15 protein-coding genes and 2 pseudogenes are annotated in these 19,596 nt (G+C 68.0%); 5 read left to right on the forward strand and 12 right to left on the reverse strand.

Annotated elements, in window-relative coordinates; all coding sequences use genetic code 11:
- Window positions 1-16: 16 nt before the first annotated feature.
- The 6 genes and pseudogenes from QM779_RS05840 to QM779_RS05865 form a co-directional block, all read right to left on the reverse strand.
- Entirely contained in the window at window positions 17-2,602 is a 2,586-nt protein-coding gene (locus QM779_RS05840; RefSeq protein ID WP_428533090.1) for a replicative DNA helicase, read from the reverse strand.
- 795 nt (window positions 2,603-3,397) lie between these two features.
- A pseudogene (rplI, locus tag QM779_RS05845) lies at window positions 3,398-3,856 on the reverse strand (50S ribosomal protein L9).
- Window positions 3,857-3,872: 16 nt separating this feature from the next.
- On the reverse strand, window positions 3,873-4,109 hold the full coding sequence (rpsR, locus tag QM779_RS05850; RefSeq protein ID WP_428532954.1) for a 30S ribosomal protein S18: 237 nt from the start codon (window positions 4,107-4,109) through the stop codon (window positions 3,873-3,875).
- Window positions 4,110-4,216: 107 nt separating this feature from the next.
- A pseudogene (locus QM779_RS05855) lies at window positions 4,217-4,762 on the reverse strand (single-stranded DNA-binding protein).
- A gap of 41 nt (window positions 4,763-4,803) precedes the next feature.
- Window positions 4,804-5,154: a 30S ribosomal protein S6 gene (gene rpsF / locus QM779_RS05860; RefSeq protein WP_428532957.1), complete on the reverse strand. Its 351-nt coding sequence runs from the start codon at window positions 5,152-5,154 to the stop codon at window positions 4,804-4,806.
- Between the two features lie 457 nt (window positions 5,155-5,611).
- The gene (locus tag QM779_RS05865; RefSeq protein ID WP_428532960.1) at window positions 5,612-5,791 is read right to left on the reverse strand and encodes a hypothetical protein; all 180 of its coding nucleotides are present in this window, start codon (window positions 5,789-5,791) and stop codon (window positions 5,612-5,614) included.
- 19 nt (window positions 5,792-5,810) lie between these two features.
- On the opposite strand from QM779_RS05865, the gene QM779_RS05870 reads away from it, so the two are divergent.
- The 3 genes from QM779_RS05870 to QM779_RS05880 all read left to right on the forward strand — a co-directional run bounded on the left by QM779_RS05870 (window position 5,811) and on the right by QM779_RS05880 (window position 7,905).
- Window positions 5,811-6,173 carry a TIM barrel protein gene (locus QM779_RS05870; protein ID WP_428532963.1) on the forward strand — a complete coding sequence of 121 codons (363 nt, stop codon included), beginning with the start codon at window positions 5,811-5,813 and terminating at the stop codon, window positions 6,171-6,173.
- A gap of 1,142 nt (window positions 6,174-7,315) precedes the next feature.
- Window positions 7,316-7,552 (forward strand): peptidoglycan bridge formation glycyltransferase FemA/FemB family protein, encoded by a 237-nt coding sequence (locus tag QM779_RS05875; protein WP_428532966.1) that lies wholly within the window; start codon window positions 7,316-7,318, stop codon window positions 7,550-7,552.
- Window positions 7,552-7,905 (forward strand): alanine racemase, encoded by a 354-nt coding sequence (locus QM779_RS05880; RefSeq protein ID WP_428532969.1) that lies wholly within the window; start codon window positions 7,552-7,554, stop codon window positions 7,903-7,905. The genes QM779_RS05875 and QM779_RS05880 overlap by 1 nt, the downstream gene beginning before the upstream one ends.
- On the opposite strand, the gene QM779_RS05885 is transcribed toward QM779_RS05880, so the two are convergent.
- Together QM779_RS05885 and QM779_RS05890 are read right to left on the reverse strand one after the other, a co-directional pair.
- Window positions 7,832-10,087 (reverse strand): glycosyltransferase family 87 protein, encoded by a 2,256-nt coding sequence (locus QM779_RS05885; protein WP_428532972.1) that lies wholly within the window; start codon window positions 10,085-10,087, stop codon window positions 7,832-7,834. The genes QM779_RS05880 and QM779_RS05885 overlap by 74 nt on opposite strands.
- A gap of 203 nt (window positions 10,088-10,290) precedes the next feature.
- Window positions 10,291-12,354, reverse strand: coding sequence for a transglycosylase domain-containing protein (locus tag QM779_RS05890; protein WP_428532975.1), 2,064 nt, complete (start codon window positions 12,352-12,354; stop codon window positions 10,291-10,293).
- A 340-nt stretch (window positions 12,355-12,694) separates the two neighbouring features.
- Here QM779_RS05890 and QM779_RS05895 point away from each other — a divergent pair, with 340 nt between their 5' ends.
- The gene (locus tag QM779_RS05895) at window positions 12,695-13,255 is read left to right on the forward strand and encodes a PadR family transcriptional regulator (RefSeq protein WP_428532978.1); all 561 of its coding nucleotides are present in this window, start codon (window positions 12,695-12,697) and stop codon (window positions 13,253-13,255) included.
- A 54-nt stretch (window positions 13,256-13,309) separates the two neighbouring features.
- A complete protein-coding gene (locus tag QM779_RS05900) occupies window positions 13,310-14,395 on the forward strand; it encodes an inositol-3-phosphate synthase (RefSeq protein ID WP_428532981.1) in 1,086 nt (361 codons plus the stop codon).
- Window positions 14,396-14,488: 93 nt separating this feature from the next.
- Here the strand turns inward: QM779_RS05900 and QM779_RS05905 are convergent, their stop codons facing one another.
- The 4 genes from QM779_RS05905 to QM779_RS05920 form a co-directional block, all read right to left on the reverse strand.
- On the reverse strand, window positions 14,489-15,757 hold the full coding sequence (locus QM779_RS05905) for an MFS transporter (RefSeq protein ID WP_428532984.1): 1,269 nt from the start codon (window positions 15,755-15,757) through the stop codon (window positions 14,489-14,491).
- 239 nt (window positions 15,758-15,996) lie between these two features.
- Window positions 15,997-17,019 (reverse strand): hypothetical protein, encoded by a 1,023-nt coding sequence (locus QM779_RS05910; RefSeq protein ID WP_428532987.1) that lies wholly within the window; start codon window positions 17,017-17,019, stop codon window positions 15,997-15,999.
- A 31-nt stretch (window positions 17,020-17,050) separates the two neighbouring features.
- Complete coding sequence (locus QM779_RS05915; RefSeq protein WP_428532990.1) at window positions 17,051-17,815, reverse strand: SpoIVB peptidase S55 domain-containing protein; 765 nt, start codon at window positions 17,813-17,815, stop codon at window positions 17,051-17,053.
- A gap of 262 nt (window positions 17,816-18,077) precedes the next feature.
- On the reverse strand, window positions 18,078-19,535 hold the full coding sequence (locus QM779_RS05920) for a CCA tRNA nucleotidyltransferase (protein WP_428532992.1): 1,458 nt from the start codon (window positions 19,533-19,535) through the stop codon (window positions 18,078-18,080).
- Between the last annotated feature and the right edge of the window lie 61 nt (window positions 19,536-19,596).

Here is a 19,596-nt window from a genome sequence, read left to right on the forward strand (position 1 = left end):
AACCGCGCCCGGCGACTCAGCCTTGGGCCATGTCCACGAAGCGCGAGTAGTGACCCTGGAAGGCGACGACGACGTCGCGGGTGGGGCCGTTGCGGTGCTTGGCCACGATCAGATCAGCCTCGCCAGGGCGAGCTGACTCCTTCTCGTACACGTCGTCGCGGTGCAAGAGGATCACCATGTCGGCGTCCTGCTCGATGCTGTTGTGCAGGTTGATTCCGTTGGCCACGAAGTTGTGGACGCCCATGACCGTCGCGTCGTACACCTCCTGCTGTCCGACGTGCTCGACCGAGACGACCGAGTCCCAGAAGACATCGTTGGTCGCCGCCACCTCGAGGTCGACGTCGCCCAGGACCTCCGCGATACGCTGCATCCGCTGTCGACCCGGCGCAACGCGTGCCATCGTGCTCACACTCGAACTGGTACCCAGGGCCGCGGCAAACTCCCGCTGGGTGAGGCGGGAGGTGCTGAGCACGTCGCGTACGCGATCCCAGACCTGGGTGGGAATGGTGTCGAGATTGGTGTTGGGCTGTACGTCGCGCAGACGCTCGGCGAGCGCGGCCACCTTGGCGGAGCGGTCACCGTGCGCGCCGATGTCCTCGAGGAACCGCAATTGGTTCTCGGCACCCGTGATGTCCAGGGTCCAGCCGTCGCGATAGCCAGCCTTGCGGACCCTGCGGATGCGAGTGAAGACGTTGAACCGCAGCAACAGCTTGGCGACGTCATCGATGAGGCGGCGACTCGTCGAGGCGTAGTAGATGCGGCCGCCGCGCTGCTTGTTCAACGTCACCGAGCCATCAGTCGCCCACAGATTGCGCAGGAACAGCGAGACTTGCTCCTTCGGCAGGGCGAACACCCAGTCAGGAACGAACTTCTCGTGGCTACGCAGCCCGAACAATCCCATCTGGTCCAGCCACTGCGCGATGGGATTGCGCTTGCCATGGGTCAGGCGATGCGGTGACGGAAGGCGCAGGCTGATCACCCGAGCCGCTGCGTGCTCGTCACGAACGGCCTTGACCCCGAAGAGATGCCACGCTGCTGACTGCACCGTCGCGAGACACGTCTCATCGACGCTGCTGTAGCGAATGGGCTGCCGCTTGACGAAGGAGCCATCGCCGATGAGGTGGGCCAACAGGGCAACCTCGTCGTTGTCGCGCGGCGTGATCTCCAACGGGGGCGGTACATGGCGAGCGACGCCGATGCGGGCGCCCTCGGTCAGCTCGGCAAGGGGGATCCAGCCGTCGTAGGTGAGGAATGGATGGTTGGCCGTGGCCGTGACCCGGCGGCCGGAGGCGAGCGTCACCTCGTACACATCCTTGGTGCCACTCGGGAACGCGTGGGTCAGCGTCCGCGGCACCAGCTTGAGGCGGTCGTCGAGTGCCCACACCGGAATGTCCCGGGCACCGGACCGCATCAGCTCTCCCATGGTGATCTCGGCGTTGGTGTCCGCGCGCATCAGCCGGGTGTCGGCCGTGAGGCATCCCGACTCACGCAGATCGGACAGCATCGGCCGCTTGTCGGAGCGCTGCTCGGGGCCTCGGTTGAGCTGGGAGAGGGCGACGACGGGGACGTCGAGCTCCTTGGCGAGCAGCTTGATGTGGCGGCTGAACTCGGAGACCTCGACCTGGCGGGACTCGACCTTCTTGCCCGAGGTCATCAGCTGGAGGTAGTCGATGACGATGAGCCGCAGGTCGTGGCGCTGCTTGAGCCGACGGGCCTTCGCCCGGATCTCCATCATCGTCATGTTGGGGCTGTCGTCGATGAACAGCGGTGCGCTGGACACCTCGGCCATCCTGGGGGCGAGGCGGTCCCAGTCCTGGTCGCTCATGTTGCCGTTGCGGATGTGGTTCAGCGGCACCTTCGCCTCCGCCGACAACAGCCGCATCGTGATCTCGTTGCGGCTCATCTCCAGGCTGAAGATCACGCTGGTCATGTTGTTGTGGATCGAGGCCGCGCGGCACAGGTCGAGAGCCAGGGTGGACTTGCCCAAAGCCGGTCTCGCCGCGATGATCACCATTTGTCCGCCGTGCAGGCCGTTGGTGAGGTCGTCGAGGTCCATGAACCCGGTCGGCACGCCGGACAGGCCGCTCTCGCGGTTCTGGATCGCCTCGATCTCATCCAGGGTTCCCTGGATGATGTCGGACAGGGGTGCGTAGTCCTCGGCGGTGCGGCGTTCGCTGACGCTGTAGACCTCCTGCTGCGCGCGGTCGACGACGTCGTCCACCTCGCCCTCGCCGGCGTACCCCATCTGGGTGATCCGGGTGCCCGCCTCGACCAGCCTGCGCAGGATCGCCTTCTCCTTGACGATCGAGGCGTAGTAGGCGGCGTTGGACGCGATCGGCACCGACGCGGACAGCGTGTGCAGGTAGGGGGCGCCGCCGACCCGCATCAACTCGCCCATCCGGCCGAGCTCGGCGGCGACCGTGACGGGGTCGACCGGCTCGTTGCGCGCATACAGCTCCGTGATCGCGCCGAACACCGTCTCGTGCACCGGCCGGTAGAAGTCGGGGCCTTGCACGACCTCCAGCGCGTCGGCGATGGCGTCCTTGGCCAACAGCATCGCCCCGAGCACGCACATCTCGGCGTCGATGTCCTGCGGGGGCATTCGATCGCCGTACGCACCGGAGTAGCCACCCGGGTCATGCGGCTCCTGAGCGGGAACCGCAGCCGAGGAAGCGGTGATACTCACGAACGATCTCCCTGGTACTGGTAGCTGGTACGGGTGAGTGGCACGGGGTGGGCAGGCACGAACCACTCTGCCGAAAGACTCCGACACAATGGAGCACGCTGGTCGGTGAGTGGCGGTTGGGCGGTCTCGGGATGGCGGTGACGGGTGGGATCGGGCCCGAGCCTAAGAGATTTCACAGACAGCCCACCAGTCGGTCGTCCACAGGGGTTGTGCATAACTACGCGGGATGTGTGGAACACGCCGTGTCGGATGTGCACAGGGTGTTCACACATCTGTGGACACACCGGTCACACCCGTCACAAAACATGGTTTGACCTGCAGGAATGTGATTCCACCGGTGTGGACCGCAGAAATGTCCGACCCATCTCGTACCCCGAGATGTCTATAAGTCGACACGAATAGGTTGCTTCGGCCGCGAGCCGGCGGCAGCGCAGGGGTTGCGGAATCCACAGAACGGCGCGGCTTTCCACAGCCTGAAATGTTCGAAATGCGGTCGCGGGACTGCGGCAGCCTCAGCTAACCGCACCGCGAAGCAGGTAGCCACACGTCGGCCGCAACCGAGAAGCCCGGCGTTGTCGGGCACTGCCTCATTCCCGGCTCACAACGGGTGCCCGACCGGACACCCTGGCTCGTTGGCGCATTCTGGAGCTACTCCAGAATGCGCCAACTCGGGCTCAGCGGATCCCCGCCTACGGACGAGGCGGAGACCGGTCAGGCAGATATGACGTTGAGGTTGACCAGTGCGTCGACCTCGTCGTGCACCTTCACGGTCACCTGGTGGGTGCCCAGGGACTTGATCGGGTTGCCGAGGACGATCTTGCGCTTGTCGACCGACGCGTCGCCGGCGGCTCCGGATCGCCTCGTTGATCGCATCGGCGATGTCGCCGACGGTCACGGCCCCGAACAGGCGGCCGCCTTCACCGGCGCGCACCGGCACGTCGACGGGTGCGCCCTCGAGCTTGGCCTTGATCTCGTTGGCCTTGTCGAGGTCGTGGACTTCGCGCGCGTGCGCGCGGCCTTGATCGACTCGACGGTCTTCTCGCCGCCGCGGGTCCAGCGGATCGCGAAGCCGCGGGGGACGAGGTAGTTGCGGCCGTAGCCGTCCTTGACCTCGACCACGTCGCCGGGAGCGCCGAGGCCGGAGACCTCCTGGGTCAGGATGAGCTTCATCTCAGGGGTCCTCCTCTCAGCGAGCGGTGGACGTGTACGGCAGCAGGGCGACCTCACGGGCGTTCTTCACCGCGATCGCGATGTCACGCTGGTGCTGCACGCAGTTGCCGGTGACCCGACGCGCGCGGATCTTGCCGCGGTCGGAGATGAACTTGCGCAGCAGGGTCGTGTCCTTGTAGTCGACGTAGCCGACCTTCTCCTTGCAGAACTGGCAGACCTTCTTCTTCGGCTTGCGCAGGACTGGTTTCGCCATTGTGGTGCTCCTTCATACTGAGCCCGGCGCGCAGCGGCGTGCTGCCGGCCGGAATGACAGTTGTCTGTTGTGTCGGATCAGATTCGCGTCTCGGTCAGAGCTGCCCCTCAGAACGGGGGCTCGTCGGAGGCGGCGCCCGGAGACGCCCACGGGTCGGTGCCGGAGCCGCGGAGTCCGCCACCGGCGTTCCCCTGGTTGCCGCCGCCGTAGTTGCCGCCGGCCCCACCAGCGGCACCTGTCGCCGCCGCCGAGTTCCAGGAGTACGTTGCCGCCGAAGCCGGAGCCGCGAGCTGGTCTTGGTGACCTTCGCGGTGGCGTACTTCAAGCTCGGGCCGACCTCCTCGACCTCGATCTCGAAGACCGTACGCTTCTCACCCTCGCGGGTCTCGTAGCTACGAGCCTTGAGCCGGCCGTTGACGATCACCCGCATCCCCTTGACCAGAGACTCGGCGGCGTTCTCGGCCGCCTGCCGCCACACCGAGCAGTTGAGGAACATCGCCTCGCCGTCCGTCCACTCGTTGGTCTGACGGTCGAACGTGCCGAGGGGTGGACGCCACCGTGAAGTTGGCGACCGCTGCCCCCGAGGGGGTGAAGCGCAGCTCGGGGTCGGCGGTGAGGTTGCCGACGACGGTGATAAGGGTTTCGCCTGCCATGTCAGGACTCCATCTTGGGTCTGACTGACCTGAAACTATCCTCAGCCGCACAATCGAGGGGCCGGGGAACGAATCGGGGCAGCGTCAAGTATCAGTTGGCCCTGGTCAATTCGCGTCGGGCCGGATGACCTTGGTGCGCAGACCGACTCGTTCAGGGTGAGCTGACGGTCGAGCTCCTTGACCGTGGCCGGCTCGGCCTGCACGTGATCGACGGCGTAGATGCCCTCGGCGTTCTTGTTGATCTCGTAGGCGAGGCGTCGCTGCCCCACACGTCGACGTTCTCGACCTGCCGCCGTCCTGCGGACGACGTTGAGGTAGGTGTCGAGCGACGGTGCGACGGTGCGCTCTTCGAGGCTGGGGTCGAGGATGACCATGACTTCGTAGGCACGCAAAGCGTCTCCACCTCCTTCGGACTAGGCGGTCACGGTCGTTCCGTGACAGGAGGGCTGTCGCTCCCACAACTGCGCGGCGCTTCGGCAGGCGCTCGTCCCGCCGCAGGTGCCGTCGGTGAATCGTGTCCGATCCTGCCCGAGTCCGCCGACGGCCGCCACCACTCTGCCGACCTGTGGACAACCGGCTGTCCACGCCGCCACCCTGGAGCCATGAGCAGCTCCCTCCCGATCGGCGCCCACGTCGAGCAGAACGACCCGGTCGCCGAGGCGCAGGCGCGCGAGACGACGATCGTGCAGTTCTTCCTCGGCGATCCCGCAGAGCTACAAGGGCCCGGAGATCCGGTACCAGGGTGGCGCCGCGGCCTGCGCTGCGGGCCGCGGAAGCCGGCGTCGACCTCTACGTCCACGCGCCGTACATCGTCAACGTGGCGACCACCAACAACCGGATCCGGATCCCCTAGCCGCAAGCTGCTCGCAGCAGCACGTCGACGCCGCGGCGGAGATCGGCGCGAAGGGTCTGATCGTGCACGGTGGCCACGTCAACAAGGCCGACGACGACCCGGCGATCGGCTTCGACAACTGGCGCAAGGCCGTCGAGGCGACCGACCTCGACGATCCCGCTGCTGATCGAGAACACCGCCGGTGGCGACAACGCGATGACCCGCCACCTCGACCGGATCGGCCGGCGTCTGGGACGCCATCCAGTCGCGCCGAGGGCGCCGACCAGGTCGGCTTCTGCCTGGACACCTGCCACGCCACGCCGGCGGCATCGAGCTCGGCGACCGCGGTCGAGAAGGTCGTCGGCGATCACCGGCCGCATCGACCTCGTGCACGCCAACGACAGCCGCGACGACTTCGACTCCGGCGCCGACCGGCACGCGAACTTCGGCGCCGGGCACGTCGACCCCGACGGGTTCGCCGAGGTGATCCGCACCGCGGGCGCCCCGGTCATCTGCGAGACCCCCGGCGGCGCCGAGGAGCACCGCGCCGACTTCGCCTGGCTCCGCGAACGGCTCTGAGACCTCAACGCTTTCGTCATCCCCCCCCCCCCCCCCCTCTCGCCCCCCCCCCCCTCTTGCCCCCACGCACCCCCCGCCCGTGGGCCCCAGCCGTCTCGCCGCGCGGCCGGATCTCGATACGCCCTCCCCTCGCGCCCACTCGATCAGCCTGAGGCCGGTCGAGTGCGCCGACGGAGGAGGCGCGTGTCGAGCCCGCGGCCCGACGTCTAGGCTCAACCGATGTGACCCGCACCCTGACCGTCCGGCGCGATCAGCGCCGAGGAGCATCTCGCGTTCATCCGCGCGCAGCGTTCGGCGAGCTTCTTGCAGACCCCGGCATGGGGCCGCGGTGAAGAGCGAGTGGCGGGCGAGTCGCTCGGCTGGTTCACGCACCGGCGACGCAGCGAGCCTGGTCGGCGCGGCGCTGGTGCTGTACCGCAAGCTGCCCAAGCTCAACCGCTACACTCGCCTACCTGCCCGAGGGTCCGGTCCTCGACTGGGAGCCGGCGAGCTCGGCGACTGGCCTCGCCGCCGATGGTCGCTCACCTGAAGCGGGCCGGCGCGTTCGGCATCCGGATGGGTCCGCCGGTGATCACCCGCCCGTTGGGACACCGCCGCCGATCAAGGCCGGAATCGCCGACGAGAACGTACCCGGCTCAGCCTGGCCTCGCTGACCACCCAGCCGACGGCGCACCGCGTGGTCAGCCACGGGTCTCCCCGAGCTGCGGCTGGCGCCGGCTCGAGCGCCGTCGAGCGGCTTCGCGGCAGGTCAGCCGCAGTACAACTTCCTGATCCCGCTGCGCCTCCCGACGGCACGCCGCGAACCGAGGCCGAGGTGCTCGCCGGGATGAACCAGCTGTGGCGGCGCAACATCAAGAAGGCCGACAAGGCCGGCGTCGCGTGTCACTCCGTGGCAGCGCCGGCCGACCTGATCGGCGTTCCACAAGCTCTACGCCCACACCGCCGAGCGCGACCACTTCACCCCGCGTCCGCTGGCCTACTTCACAGACGATGTTCGCGGCGCTCGGCGCCGAGGACCCGCGACCGGATCCGGCTCTATCTGGCCGACCACGAGGGCGACCTGGTCGCCGCGACGATCCTGGGTCCAGGTCGGTGGCCACGTCTGGTACTCCTACGGCGCGTCCTCGACCGACAAGCGCGAGGTGCGCGGCTCCAACGCGATCCAGTGGCGGATGATCCGCGACGCGCTGGCGGCGAAGGCCGACGTGTACGACCTGCGCGGCATCACCGACACCCTCGCGAGCGACGACCCGCACGTCGGGCTGATCCAGTTCAAGGTCGGCACCGGCGGGGAGGCCGTCGAGTACGCCGGCGAGTGGGACCTGCCGGTCAACCGCCTGCTCTACAAGGCGTTCACGATCTACCTCGGGCGGCGCTGATGCTGACCCTCTACGTCGACCGCAGCCGGTTCACCCAGCACCTCGCGTCCGTCGTCGAGGCCTTCCCCGGCATCGTGCCGGTGGCCAAGGGCAACGGCTACGGCTTCGGCATCGAGCTGCTCGCCTACCTGGCGCAGGGGCTGAGGACCGACACGCTGGCGGTCGGGACCTACGACGAGGTCGCCGCGGCGGCGGGCTTCGACGGCTCGCTGCTGGTGTTGACCCCGTGGCGCCCTTTCGAGCAGGCCGGCCTCGACGACCCCCGCGTGATCCACACCGTCAGCCGGCTCGAGGACCTGCGCGACCTCGCCGACCCCGCGCGACCCGGCCCCGCGTCGTGCTGGAGCGGATGACCTCGATGCTGCGGCACGGTTTCACGGCACGTGGTCTACGCGAGGCGGCGACCTGGCCGAAGCCGGCCCCAATCACACAGCGTACGCGTCGAAGGCATCGCCTTACACCTGCCGATGGCGCGTGGCTCGCACCTGGCCGAGGTCGAGCGGCTGCTGACCGACGCGGTCGCCTCGGGCGTCGACACCCGGACCGTGCTACGTCTCCCATCTCGGTGCCGACGAGCTGCGTGCGCTCGGGGACCGCGTGGCCCGACTTCACGTTCCGCCCGCGCATCGGCACCGCAGCTGTGGCTGGGCGACCGGGACGCGCTGAGCGTGCGCGCGACCGTGCTCGACGTACACGAGGTGCAGCGCGGCGACATGTTCGGCTACCGGCGGCCGCTCGGCGCCCAAGCACGGGCTCCATCGTCGTGGTCTCCGGCGGCACCGCACACGGCATCGGGCTGGAGCGCACCGCTCGGCGCCAACGCCAGCCTCCGCGACCGCGCCGCCGCTGTCGCCCGGGGTGGGTCTCGACGCCGGCAGGCTTCGTACGCTCCCCGTTCACCATCGCGGCAAACAGCGGTCTCTTCGCCGAGCCACCGCACATGCAGGCGTCGATGCTGTTCGTGCCCAGCGGCGTGTCGATCCCCGAGGTCGGCGACGAGATCGACGTGCGGGTCCGGTTCACCGCGACCTCGTTCGACCGGATCACGTTCCTCTGACCAGGTCGCTCCTCCTGCTCCCGACCCTCCTGCTGGCCGACCCTCCAGCTGGCGGGCCGGATTGTCGAAGTCCGAGTCGGACTCCGTGGGCCCGGACGAGGTCGAGCTCGGGGTAGATCATGTCGCGGATGACCAGGCCGGCGAACCACAGCTGCGCACAGACCCGGACGACGATGGCGATCCAGTAGACCCGGTCCCCGCCGCCCATGGTGAGCGAGGTGAACCCGCCGAGGTACCACCACACCGCGCAGAAGTAGAACAACTCGCGCCGACTGCCAGATCAGCAGGTCACGCCAACGCGGCCGAGCCAGGACCGCCAGCGGGAGCAGCCACATGACGTACTGCGGCGAGTAGACCTTGTTGACCAACAGGAAGGCCGCGACGATCAGGAACGCGAGCTGGGCGACCCGAGGCGGCTGTGGCACCTTGACGCCGAGGACGAGAATCCCCAAGCAGGCAACGGCGAACAACACCTCTGACACCCAGTTGACCGTGTGCGGAGTGATCGTCTTGCCCGTTGTCTGAGCGATCAACAGCCAGAGTGAGCCGAGGTCGGGACCGCGCTCGGAATTGAACGACCAGAACCGTTTCCAGTGGTCGAAACCGGTCAGCATCGCAGGCAGGTTGACCAGCAGCCAGGCGGCGGCCGCCGCCAGCGCGGTCGTGCCGAACCGGCGCAGCTCGGTTCGCTCCCCGCGGTCCCGGCGCAGCGCGATCACCAGGAGCGCACCCAGCAGGAACACCGGGTAGAGCTTCGCAGCGGTGCCCAGGCCGATGAACACTCCCGTGAGCACCGGCCGGCCGCGCGCCCAAGCCCATAGTGCGCCGGCCAGGAAGCAGACCGCGAGATAGTCCCAGTTCACCAAGCCGGCGAACACCAGCATCGGCGCGGCGGCGTACGCGATCGCGTCGTAGGGACGACGGCGGTGCACACCGGCGAGGAACCACGCGGCGATCAGCGCACAGCCGAACAGCATCACCGCGCCGACCTTGAAGAAGACCTGGCGTTCCCGGTCGACGCCGGGTGCGGCGTACACCTGGTCGGCGGGCATGGCGGCACGATCGGAGATGTCGGGCCAGCCGACCACGAGCTGGGTGAGCAGGCCCTGGGCGTACATGAAGTAGCCGGTCAACACCGGGTACTCCAGGTCGGGGTAGCGGCCGTCGGTGTCGGTGTAGGGCAGCACCCGCTCGGCCAGCCCACGGCCGGTGTAGAGGAAGGGGGCGTCGGAGTAGCACATCGTGCGATACTGCGGCTGGTCCTTGCCGGCCCAGTGCGCCTGGACGCACGGCGTCTTCTGCACCATGCCGAGCATGAAGACGACGGTGGCGACGGCGAGCACGACCCGTACCGGAGTCCACCAGGGATGTTGAGCGAAGCGCTTGCCCGCCGGCCCGCCGGCCAGGCCGCTCGCGGAGCGCGCCACCGGGTCCTCGTGGGTGACCAGCACGCGCTCGGCGGAGGTCGGCTCGGTCACCTGCCGAGCCTACGGGGCAGACAAACACAGAGTCGGCGCACCCCGCCGAGGAGCGCCGGCCGCGACGTCTCGATACACGCCTCGCAAGCTCGGCGTACCCGACGACCGGGAGCATCCGTGAAGAGAATCCGCGGCTTCGGTGTCTCGCGTCTGGTCGGCGTCTCGATACCCCCGCCGGTACCTCGCTGCGACCGCTCGGGGAGCTAACCCCCGCCGGAGTCCGGGCAGTCGTCTCCCGTGCACTCCGCTGGTGTCGGGGTCTGAGTCGGTGTCGGCGTCGGGGTGGGTGTCGGGGTGGGTGTCGGAGTCGGCGTGGGCGTCGAAGTGGGCTGCTTGGTGGGTTGCTTCGTCGGCTGCTTGGTGGCCTTCTTGTGCGGCCTGGGCGTGTAGGTCGGGACTGGCGCGTGGTTGGTCTGGGTAGCGGTCAGGTACGCCGGATCGGCAAGCTCCTCCACCGGCTGGCCCTCCAGCGCCTGGGTCATGACCGCGGTCCAGGTCAGGCAGGGGTAGGTACCGCCGTAGAAAGGCTCCATGTAGCCGTCGAGCGGCGCGTTGCCGTCACCACGGACGTACATCACCGCGGTCGACAGCTGCGGTGTGAACCCCACGAACCAGGCGGAGCGCACCCGGCCCTCGTCGTCGGTCGCGGTGCCGGTCTTGCCGCCGACCGGGCGGCCCAGGGCCAATGCGTTGGTGCCGGTGCCGACCTTGACGACGTCTTGCATCGCATAGGTGGTATCGGCGGCGACATCCTCGCTCATCACTCGCTTGGTCTTGACCTTGTGCTCGTAGAGGTCGTCGCCCTTGCTGTTCTTCACGCCCTGGATGAGGTACCACGACTTGGCCAGGCCGCCGTCCTCGATCGTGCCGTACGCGTTGGCCATGTCGATCGGGCTGACCGTGGCCGAGCCGAGCGAGATCCCCATCTCGGGCCGCAGGCCGGCGTCGCCGCCGTTGTAGGTCTTGGTCGGGATGCCGACCGCCCGGGTCATGTTGTAGACCTTCTGCGGGCCGTTCTCCATCGAGTCGGTCAGATCGATGAAGCAGGTGTTGATCGAGAGCGCCAGGCAGCGCTTCAGGTCGACCGCACTGCCGAGGTCCTCACCCGTACCCTCGCCCTCGTTCTTGAACGACAGGTTGCCGATCTCGATCGGCGAGTTGCCCATGAACGTGCTCTTGAGCGAGTAGCCGTCCTTGAGCCCGGCCGCGACGGCGAACGGCTTGAACGCCGAACCCGGGGCACCACCGGCAAGGGCCCAGTTGATGCCGCCCTGGCTCTTCTCGTACGGCGCGCCCGCGTAGAGCCCGCGCAAGGCTCCGGTGGAGGGATCGGTCGAGGCGACCGCGATGTGCAGTTGCTTGAGCCCGTCGGGGCGGGCGGAGGCGACACCTTCGGCCGCGGATTTCATCACCTCCGGGTCGATCGTGGTGGTGACGCGCAGGCCGGTGCCGTCGATCTCGGCGTCGGAGTAACCCAGGTCCTCCAGCTCGCTGCGCACCATCTCCATGACGTACCCGGTCTGTCCGGTGTAGCCGGTGTGGGTACGGATATTGGGGAACTTCGGCAGGCTCTGCGATGCCTTGGCGTGTTGGGCGTCGGTGATGTCACCGGTCTTCAGCATGCCGTCCAGCACGTAGCGATAGCGGTCGAACAACGCCTGCTTCGCCTCGGCCCCCTTCGCGGGGTCGTAGTTGCTCGGCGAGTTGAGCACCGCGGCGAGCGCGGCCGACTGCTTGAGGTTGAGCTGGGCGGCGGAGATCCCGAAATAGGCCTTCGCCGCCGCCTCGACGCCGTACGCGCCGCGACCGAAGTAGATCGTGTTGAGGTAGCCCTCGAGGATCTCGTCCTTGCTCTGCTCACGCTGGAGCTTCAGGGAGAGGAACGCTTCCTTGATCTTGCGCTTGTAGGACCGCTCCTGGTTCAGGTAGAGCACCTTGACGTACTGCTGGGTGATCGTCGAGGCGCCCTGCAGGTCGTTGCCGCGGACGTTGCTGAACGCCGCCCGGAGGATGCCCTTGGGATCGATGCCCTTGTTGCTGTAGAAGGTGCGGTCCTCGGCCGCGATCGCCGCGGGTGCGGTGTAGGGACCCATCTGCTTCAGCGAAACCGACTCGCGGTTCTGGGTCGCGAACTTCCCGAGCACCGTCTTGCCGTCCTGGTAGTAGACGTAGGACGTCTGGGTCTGGAAGTCGGCGTTGGGGTCGGGAATGTCGGTGCGCATGTAGGCCACGACGAACGCCACGACCAGCAGACCGAACCCGACCAACCCGGCGAGGAAGACGCGCTTGAGCCAGCGCCGGGCGAAGCTCTTCTTCGGCTTCGTCTTGGCCCGGCTGCTCCGTTTGCCGCCAGTCGATCCGCCCGGAGATCCGCCAGTCGGTCCGGCGGCAGATCTGTTGGGGGGGTTTGCGCTCGCTCATCGCAGTAGAGAGTACGGGCACCGACCCAGTTCCCCGAATCCGAAGGCTGGTTCTCAGCAAGTCTTTGGCTATGGCCGCGTCACTCGGGCGGCCGATCTTGACTCGCAGCCGATATATCGATGCGATATGTTTGTGTGATAGAACTAGTCGCTGTATCGCGGCCAATCCTCCACTGAAAGCACATACGTGACCAAACGCGGGGACTCCCTGGAGTTCGCAGTACTCGGGCTGTTGCACGAGTCGCCGATGCACGGGTACGAACTGCGCAAGCGGCTCTCCGGCGTACTCGGCTGGACCCGCATGCTGTCCTACGGCTCGCTGTATCCCGCGCTGAAGAAGATGCTCCGCGCCGGCTGGATCATCGAGCACGTCGAGCCTCCGGCACCGGGTGCTCCGGTCTCGCGACGACAGCGCATCGTGTACGAGCTCACCCCGGCCGGCGACGCCCGGTTCGGTGAGCTGATGGCCGATGCCGGGCCAGCCTCCTGGGAGGACGACAGCTTCGACGTGCGGTTCGCGTTCTTCAGCCGTACCGACATGGAGATCCGGCTCCGCATCCTGGAGGGCCGGCGTACTCGCCTCGAAGAGAGACTCTCGCGTGTGCAGTCCCAGCTCACGCGTACTCAGCAGGAGATGGACGCCTACACCGCCGAGCTGCAACGGCACGGCGTGGAATCGGTGGAGCGCGAGGTGTCGTGGCTCTCGAGCCTGATCGACGCGGAGCGCAGTCGCAGCAGCAAGTCCTAGGCAAACGAACCATAAGTGAACGAGCAAGGTAACCAGCAAGGTAAGGAGAGCCCGATGGGTTCGGTACGAGTAGCAATCGTGGGAGTCGGCAACTGCGCCACCTCCCTGATCCAGGGCGTGGAGTATTACCGCAACGCCGACGCGGCGAGCACCGTCCCCGGGCTGATGCACGTCAAGTTCGGCGACTACCACGTCTCCGACATCGAGTTCGTGGCCGCGTTCGACGTCGACGCCAAGAAGGTCGGGTTCGACCTCTCCGAGGCGACCCAGGCCAGCGAGAACAACACCATCAAGATCACCGACGTACCGCCGACCGGCGTGATCGTGCAGCGCGGCCCGACCCTCGACGGCCTGGGCAAGTACTACCTGCAGACCATCGAGCAGTCCGACGAGGAGCCGGTCGATGTCGTGCAGGTGCTCAAGGACAACGAGGTCGACGTGCTCGTCTCCTACCTGCCCGTCGGGTCCGAGCAGGCCGACAAGTTCTACGCCCAGTGCGCGATCGACGCGAAGGTCGCCTTCGTCAACGCGCTGCCGGTGTTCATCGCCTCCGACCCCGAGTGGGCCGCGAAGTTCGAGGAGGCCGGCGTGCCGATCGTCGGCGACGACATCAAGTCGCAGGTCGGCGCCACGATCACCCACCGGGTGATGGCCAAGCTGTTCGAGGACCGCGGCGTCACGCTGGACCGCACCTACCAGCTCAACGTCGGCGGCAACATGGACTTCAAGAACATGCTCGAGCGCGAGCGGCTGGAGTCCAAGAAGATCTCCAAGACCCAGGCCGTGACGTCGAACCTGAACGGTCCGCTGGCCGGCAAGAAGGACGATCGCAACGTACACATCGGCCCGTCGGACTACGTGGCCTGGCTCGACGACCGCAAGTGGGCCTACGTCCGCCTCGAGGGTCGCGCGTTCGGTGACGTGCCGCTGAACCTGGAGTACAAGCTCGAGGTCTGGGACTCCCCGAACAGCGCCGGCATCATCATCGACGCGGTCCGTGCGGCCAAGATCGCCAAGGACCGCGGACTCGGCGGCCCGGTGCACTCCGCGTCGACCTACCTGATGAAGTCGCCCCCGATCCAGCTCCCCGACGACGAGGGTCGCGCGAGGCTCGAGGCATTCATCGCCGGCGACGCCTGAGTTTCTCGCCGAGTTGGCGCGAATCGTCAGCGAGTTGGCACGAATCGTCGACGATTCGTGCCAACTCGGCGTAGTTTCGTGCCAACTCGGCGTTCATGGTCGAGATGCGGTGTAGGCGGTCGCTGTCCCCATGAAGACGGCCGCTGCCAAGACGAGTACGCCCGGCGCGAGTCCGTCGTCGGGCACGAAGCCCGCCGCCACCGCGGCTGCCGCGACGAACGCGCCGTTGTAGAGCACGTCGTACACCGAGAAGACCCGGCCCCGGAACTCGTCGTCCACACCGGTCTGCACGAGGGTGTCGACGCAGATCTTCACCCCCTGGGCACAGAGCCCCACGACCGCGCCGAGCCCGACGAGCACCGGCCGGTGCGGCCACAGCACAGGCCCCAGCGTCACGATTCCGGCGATCCCCAGCAACGACACCATCCATCGGCGGGTGCCGCTGCGCTCGACCACCGGAGGGGTCAGCAGCGCGGCGGCGAAGAAGCCGAGCGCGACCGCGCCACCGAACCAGGCCAGGTCGGCGAACGCCGCATCGGGATCCTCGCCGGCGTGGAAGTGGCCGCGATAGAGCAGCACCACCACCACCGTGATCAGCCCGAAGGCGAAGCGTGAGGCGGCGATCGTGCCCAGCGCGTACGCCGCGGGTCTGCGCTCGCGCAGATGCCCGAGTCCGTGGACCAGGCCACGGATCACCCCGCGCAGCACGGCGCCGAGCGTGGACTGGTCGACCGCGTCCGGGCCGAGCAGCCGACGTGGGATCCGCAGCGCCACCAGGCTCGCGGCGAAGTAGCCGACCGCCGCGAACACCAGCACCCACCCGTCCCCGGCCACCTGATGCACCACCCCGCCCAGCCCGGCCCCGGTGGCAGTGCCGAGCGCCCCGAGGGTAGGCGTCAGCGCGTTGGCGGTGACGAGGTCGTCGGTCTCGACCGTGTGCGGCAACGCCGCGGAGAGACCGGCCAGCACGAACCGGTTCAGCGACAGGCAGCACACCACGACCAGCGCGAACAGCCAGTCGGGTACGCCCCGCGCGACCAGCAGCGCCAACATCAGCACGATCCCGGACCGGACCAGGTTGGCGTACGCCAGCACCTGGCGCCGCTGCCACCGGTCCAGCAGCACCCCGGCGAACGGGCCGAGCACCGAGAACGGCAACAGCACGACCGCCAGCACGACCGCGATCGAACGGGCGTCGGGCTGTCGCTCGGGCGAGAACAGCACATACCCGGCCAGCGCGACCTGGAAGACGCCGTCGGACAGCTGCGAGGTCAGCCGGGTCGCGAACAGCCACCGGAACCAGCGGTGACGCAGCAGTCTCCGCAGGTGGCCCAGTAGTCCGCGGGGCGTCGACGTACCCATGGCGGCAGTCTTGCAGCGATCGTTCAGACCCGCCTGCCTGTCAGCGCCAGGAGTAGATCGCGGCTCGGCGGCGGCGAGCTCGGCCAGCCGCCCATCCGCTCAGGGTACGGCGCCGCACGGAGGCTGCCGACCAGATACCGGAGAGTTTCAGTCACCTGGTGACTGAAACTCTCCGGCCTGACGCAACGCACTCGAGCCCTCCGGTCCTGACGGACCGGAGGGCTCAAGATCTGGCTCGGTCAGAGCTTGTTGACCGTGACCGCGTCGAAGTAGAGACCGTCGCTCACCACGTCGCTGAGCTGCTTGGTCTGCTTCCACGGCGTGGTCATGCCGCTGGCGGTGAAGAGGTCGAGCTCCGCGAGCAACTGGTCGTTGCGCGGGGCCGAGGCGATCGAGTTGAGCAGGCCCTTGAACGAGCTCGGCGTACCCGAGCCGCTCGCCCGGCAGTCGAACTCGTCACACTCGTCGCCGCCCGAGGAGCCGCCGATCGACAGCATGCCGGACCGGCCGACCTTGGTCTTCTTGGGCAACAGCACGGACGTGTCGATCACCTTCGAGCCGAAGGCGTTGCGCCGCGACGTCAGCGTGATCTTCAGTTTGAGCGCCTTGCCCGGCTTGACCCGGACCACGGAGCTGGACTTCAGCGTCTTGAACGTGCCCTTGATCTTGGCCTGCACCTTGGAGACGGTGTACTGCCGGGCCTGGGGCGAGACACTCGCCTTCCAGTCCACGTCATCGATCGTGACGTCGGTGAAGTCGTTGTTCAAGATGGTGTCGGTCGCGTCCGCGACGTCCCAGGTCGCCGCATCGTTGATGTCGTACGAGTCGGCGTACCGGTTGGTGCGCGTCAACGTGAACGACCCCGCGGCGGTGTGACCGGTGATCTTGTAGGTCACCAGCGCCGAGCCCTTCGTGTACGCGTCGAGCGCCGAGAGCATGCCGGAGTTGGTGGCGTAGTACTCCACGGTCGACAGATAGTCGGGCGTCGGGACCTGGGTGTCGGAGGTCTGGGTGTCACCGTTGTAGGTCACCGCGGTGTGGACCGCGGTGGTCGCGGGCAGAGTCCCCAGCACACCGGCGATACCAGCGGTGCGGTCCTGGTCGATCGTGCCGACCGGTGCGGTCGGGTTGGCGACCTTGAACGGCGAGCCCAGCGAGTCGGGCTGCACGTAGACCGCATTCGCGCCGTGCAGCGCGAAACTCGCTTCCCCGCTGTAGAAGAACGGGTGCCCGAAGCCGACGACCTTGTCGTCGCAGACCATCGTGGTGGTCCCTATGGCGGCCAACGTGATGTCACCGTAGGACACCGAAGCGGCGAGGTTGCTCCCGGCGAAGATGTCGTCGCTGCCGTCCTCGGCGGCGGCTGCCGGAGCGGCCTTGGCTCGGTAGAACGTGGCGCCGCGAGAGCTTGAGTGACTTGGTCAGCTTCTTGAAGGTCTTCGCGTTGTAGTTGCCCGACACCGCGATCGGTGTCGACAACTGGGAGTAGCCCGACTGCGCCTCGGCGAGGGTGGTGTCGGGTTGCGCGGCGACCTTGGCCTGGAGCTTCGCCGGCAGCTTGACCGTCTTGGCCAGCTTCTGGGCGCCCGCGACCGGGTTGGTGAGCAGCTTCTGCATTGCCGCGGCCGGGGTGACGCCCGCGACCGGCGAGGGGCCGTAGGAAAGTCCGTACGCGACCGCGCCGATCAGCTCGCCGTTGGCGGCGTAGACGGGCGAGCCGCTCATGCCTTGCCAGATACCGCCCGCCGCTTCGATCGCCGGGCTGTCCAGCGACACCATGATCATGTCGACGCCGGGCGCGATGCCGTCGTCGAGTACGCCGAGCACCTCGCCGGTGAACTCGTCAGGGTCAGTGCCGGAGGAGACGGTGAGCCCGTCGACCGCATCGCCTGGATTCAGGTCGGCGACCGGGTAGGCGTCTGGACAGTTCGGGTCGGCCGGGATAGCTGCGTCCGCGGGCGTCGACGCCAGGACGAGACCGGCCAGGCCGATCCCGGCTGCCGTCGTCGCTGCGACCACAGCGCGGCCCCGCACTCGGCGGGTGAACGGGCGATTCATGGATGCTCCCTTGCAGTTGTTGGTCAATGACCGCCCGAGAGCGGCCACCGGAGATCACTGACGCGGGACCTTCACTGCCGGTTCCGCACCGCGTGCTATTTCTCGATCCTCGGACACCCGCGCCGGCGGGGGCCTGAGCATGCGTACTCATCTCGCATCTGAGCAGAGGTCGCGACCCAGCTCCCTGATACATGTCTGTTCCGTATCTCACAGGTTACCCACAGGTCACCAATTCGCCGCCGCGCGGCTGGCGGATTCGCCGTCAGGATCGGTCGCCGGCTCGGCCGGCCCACCATGCACGCAGCGCGGCCTCGGCGGCCTCCGGTGCCTGCGGGCCGTGCTCGATCCGCAGGTCGAGCAGGAAGCGGTACGCCTCGCCGACCTCGCGGCCGGGCGGGATGCCGAGGATCGCCATGATCTGGCTGCCGTCGAGGTCGGGACGCATGGCGTCGAGCTGCTCCTGCTCGGCCAGAGCGTCGATACGCGCCTCGATGTCGTCGTACGTACGCGCCAGCCGCTCGGCCTTGCGCCGGTTGCGGGTCGTGCAATCGGCCCGGGTCAGGATGTGCAGCCGTTCCAGCTGGTCGCCGGCGTCACGCACATACCGCCGCACCGCCGAGTCGGTCCAGGCACCGTCGCCGTAGCCGTGGAACCGCAGGTGCAGCTCGACCAGCTTGCTGACCGCGTCGACGTCGTCGTTCGAGAAGCGCAGCGCCTTCATCCGCTTGCGGGTCAGCTTCGCGCCGACCACGTCGTGGTGGTGGAAGGTCACCGAGCCGTCCGCCTGGAACCGGCGCGTACGCGGCTTGCCGACGTCGTGCATCAGCGCGGCGAACCGGGAGACGAAGTCGGGCTCGAGCCCCAGCCGCTCCCGCTCCAGCTCGATCGACTGCTCCAGCACGGTCAGCGTGTGCTCGTACACGTCCTTGTGGCGGTGATGCTCGTCGCGCTCGAGCATGAGCGCCGGCAGCTCGGGGAGTACGCGCTGGGCCAGGCCGGTCTCGACCAGGAGGGTGAGACCGCGGCGGGGCTCGGGCGCGCACACCAGCTTGACTAGCTCGTCGCGTACGCGCTCGGCGGAGATGATGTCGATCCGCTCGGCCATCGCGGTCATCGCGGCCTCGACCTCGGGCGCGACGGTGAAGCCGAGTTGCGCGGCGAACCGGGCGGCGCGCATCATCCGCAGCGGGTCGTCGGAGAACGAGTCCTCCGGGGTGCCAGGGGTGCGGAGTACGCCGTGGGCGAGATCGAGCAGGCCCCCGTAGGGATCCTCGAACCGGCGCTCGGGCAGCGTCACGGCCATCGCGTTGACCGTGAAGTCGCGGCGACCCAGGTCGCCTTCCAGCGAGTCGCCGAACCGTACCTGCGGCTTGCGCGAGCCGGGGTCGTACTTCTCGGCCCGGTAGGTCGTGACCTCGACGGTCCACTGGCCCTTGCGGCTGCCGATCGTGCCGAACTCCTTGCCGAGATCCCACACGGCGTCGGCCCAGCCCGCCAGCAGCCGCTCGGTGACGTCGGGGTGGGCGCTGGTGGTGAAGTCGAGGTCGTTCTGCAGCCGGCCCAGCATCGCGTCGCGCACCGGGCCGCCAACCAGCGCGAGAGTCTCTCCAGCCTCGGCGAAACGTGCGCCCAGCTCGTCGATCACGGGAGCGATGCGCATCAGCTCGGCGAGCGCGGTCTCCTGGACGTCGCTCAACCGTCGGGGCGACGACTCAGACATAGCGACCGATTGTAGAAACCCGATGACACGGGCCATAGCCTCGGGGCGTGAGCGAGCGGAG

The organism is Propionicimonas sp., assembly GCF_049840635.1.
GTDB lineage: Bacteria > Actinomycetota > Actinomycetes > Propionibacteriales > Propionibacteriaceae > Propionicimonas.

Bases quoted from the DNA above. Each gene is read 5' to 3' on its own strand.
- QM779_RS05905 (WP_428532984.1), bottom strand. From the start codon at position 15,757: ATGGGTACGTCGACGCCCCGCGGACTACTGGGCCACCTGCGGAGACTG.
- rpsR (WP_428532954.1), bottom strand. From the start codon at position 4,109: ATGGCGAAACCAGTCCTGCGCAAGCCGAAGAAGAAGGTCTGCCAGTTC.
- QM779_RS05880 (WP_428532969.1), top strand. From the start codon at position 7,552: ATGCTGACCCTCTACGTCGACCGCAGCCGGTTCACCCAGCACCTCGCG.
- QM779_RS05900 (WP_428532981.1), top strand. From the start codon at position 13,310: ATGGGTTCGGTACGAGTAGCAATCGTGGGAGTCGGCAACTGCGCCACC.
- QM779_RS05870 (WP_428532963.1), top strand. From the start codon at position 5,811: ATGACCCGCCACCTCGACCGGATCGGCCGGCGTCTGGGACGCCATCCA.
- QM779_RS05840 (WP_428533090.1), bottom strand. From the start codon at position 2,602: ATGCCCCCGCAGGACATCGACGCCGAGATGTGCGTGCTCGGGGCGATG.
- QM779_RS05915 (WP_428532990.1), bottom strand. From the start codon at position 17,815: ATGAATCGCCCGTTCACCCGCCGAGTGCGGGGCCGCGCTGTGGTCGCA.
- QM779_RS05920 (WP_428532992.1), bottom strand. From the start codon at position 19,535: ATGTCTGAGTCGTCGCCCCGACGGTTGAGCGACGTCCAGGAGACCGCG.
- QM779_RS05910 (WP_428532987.1), bottom strand. From the start codon at position 17,019: ATGGTCTGCGACGACAAGGTCGTCGGCTTCGGGCACCCGTTCTTCTAC.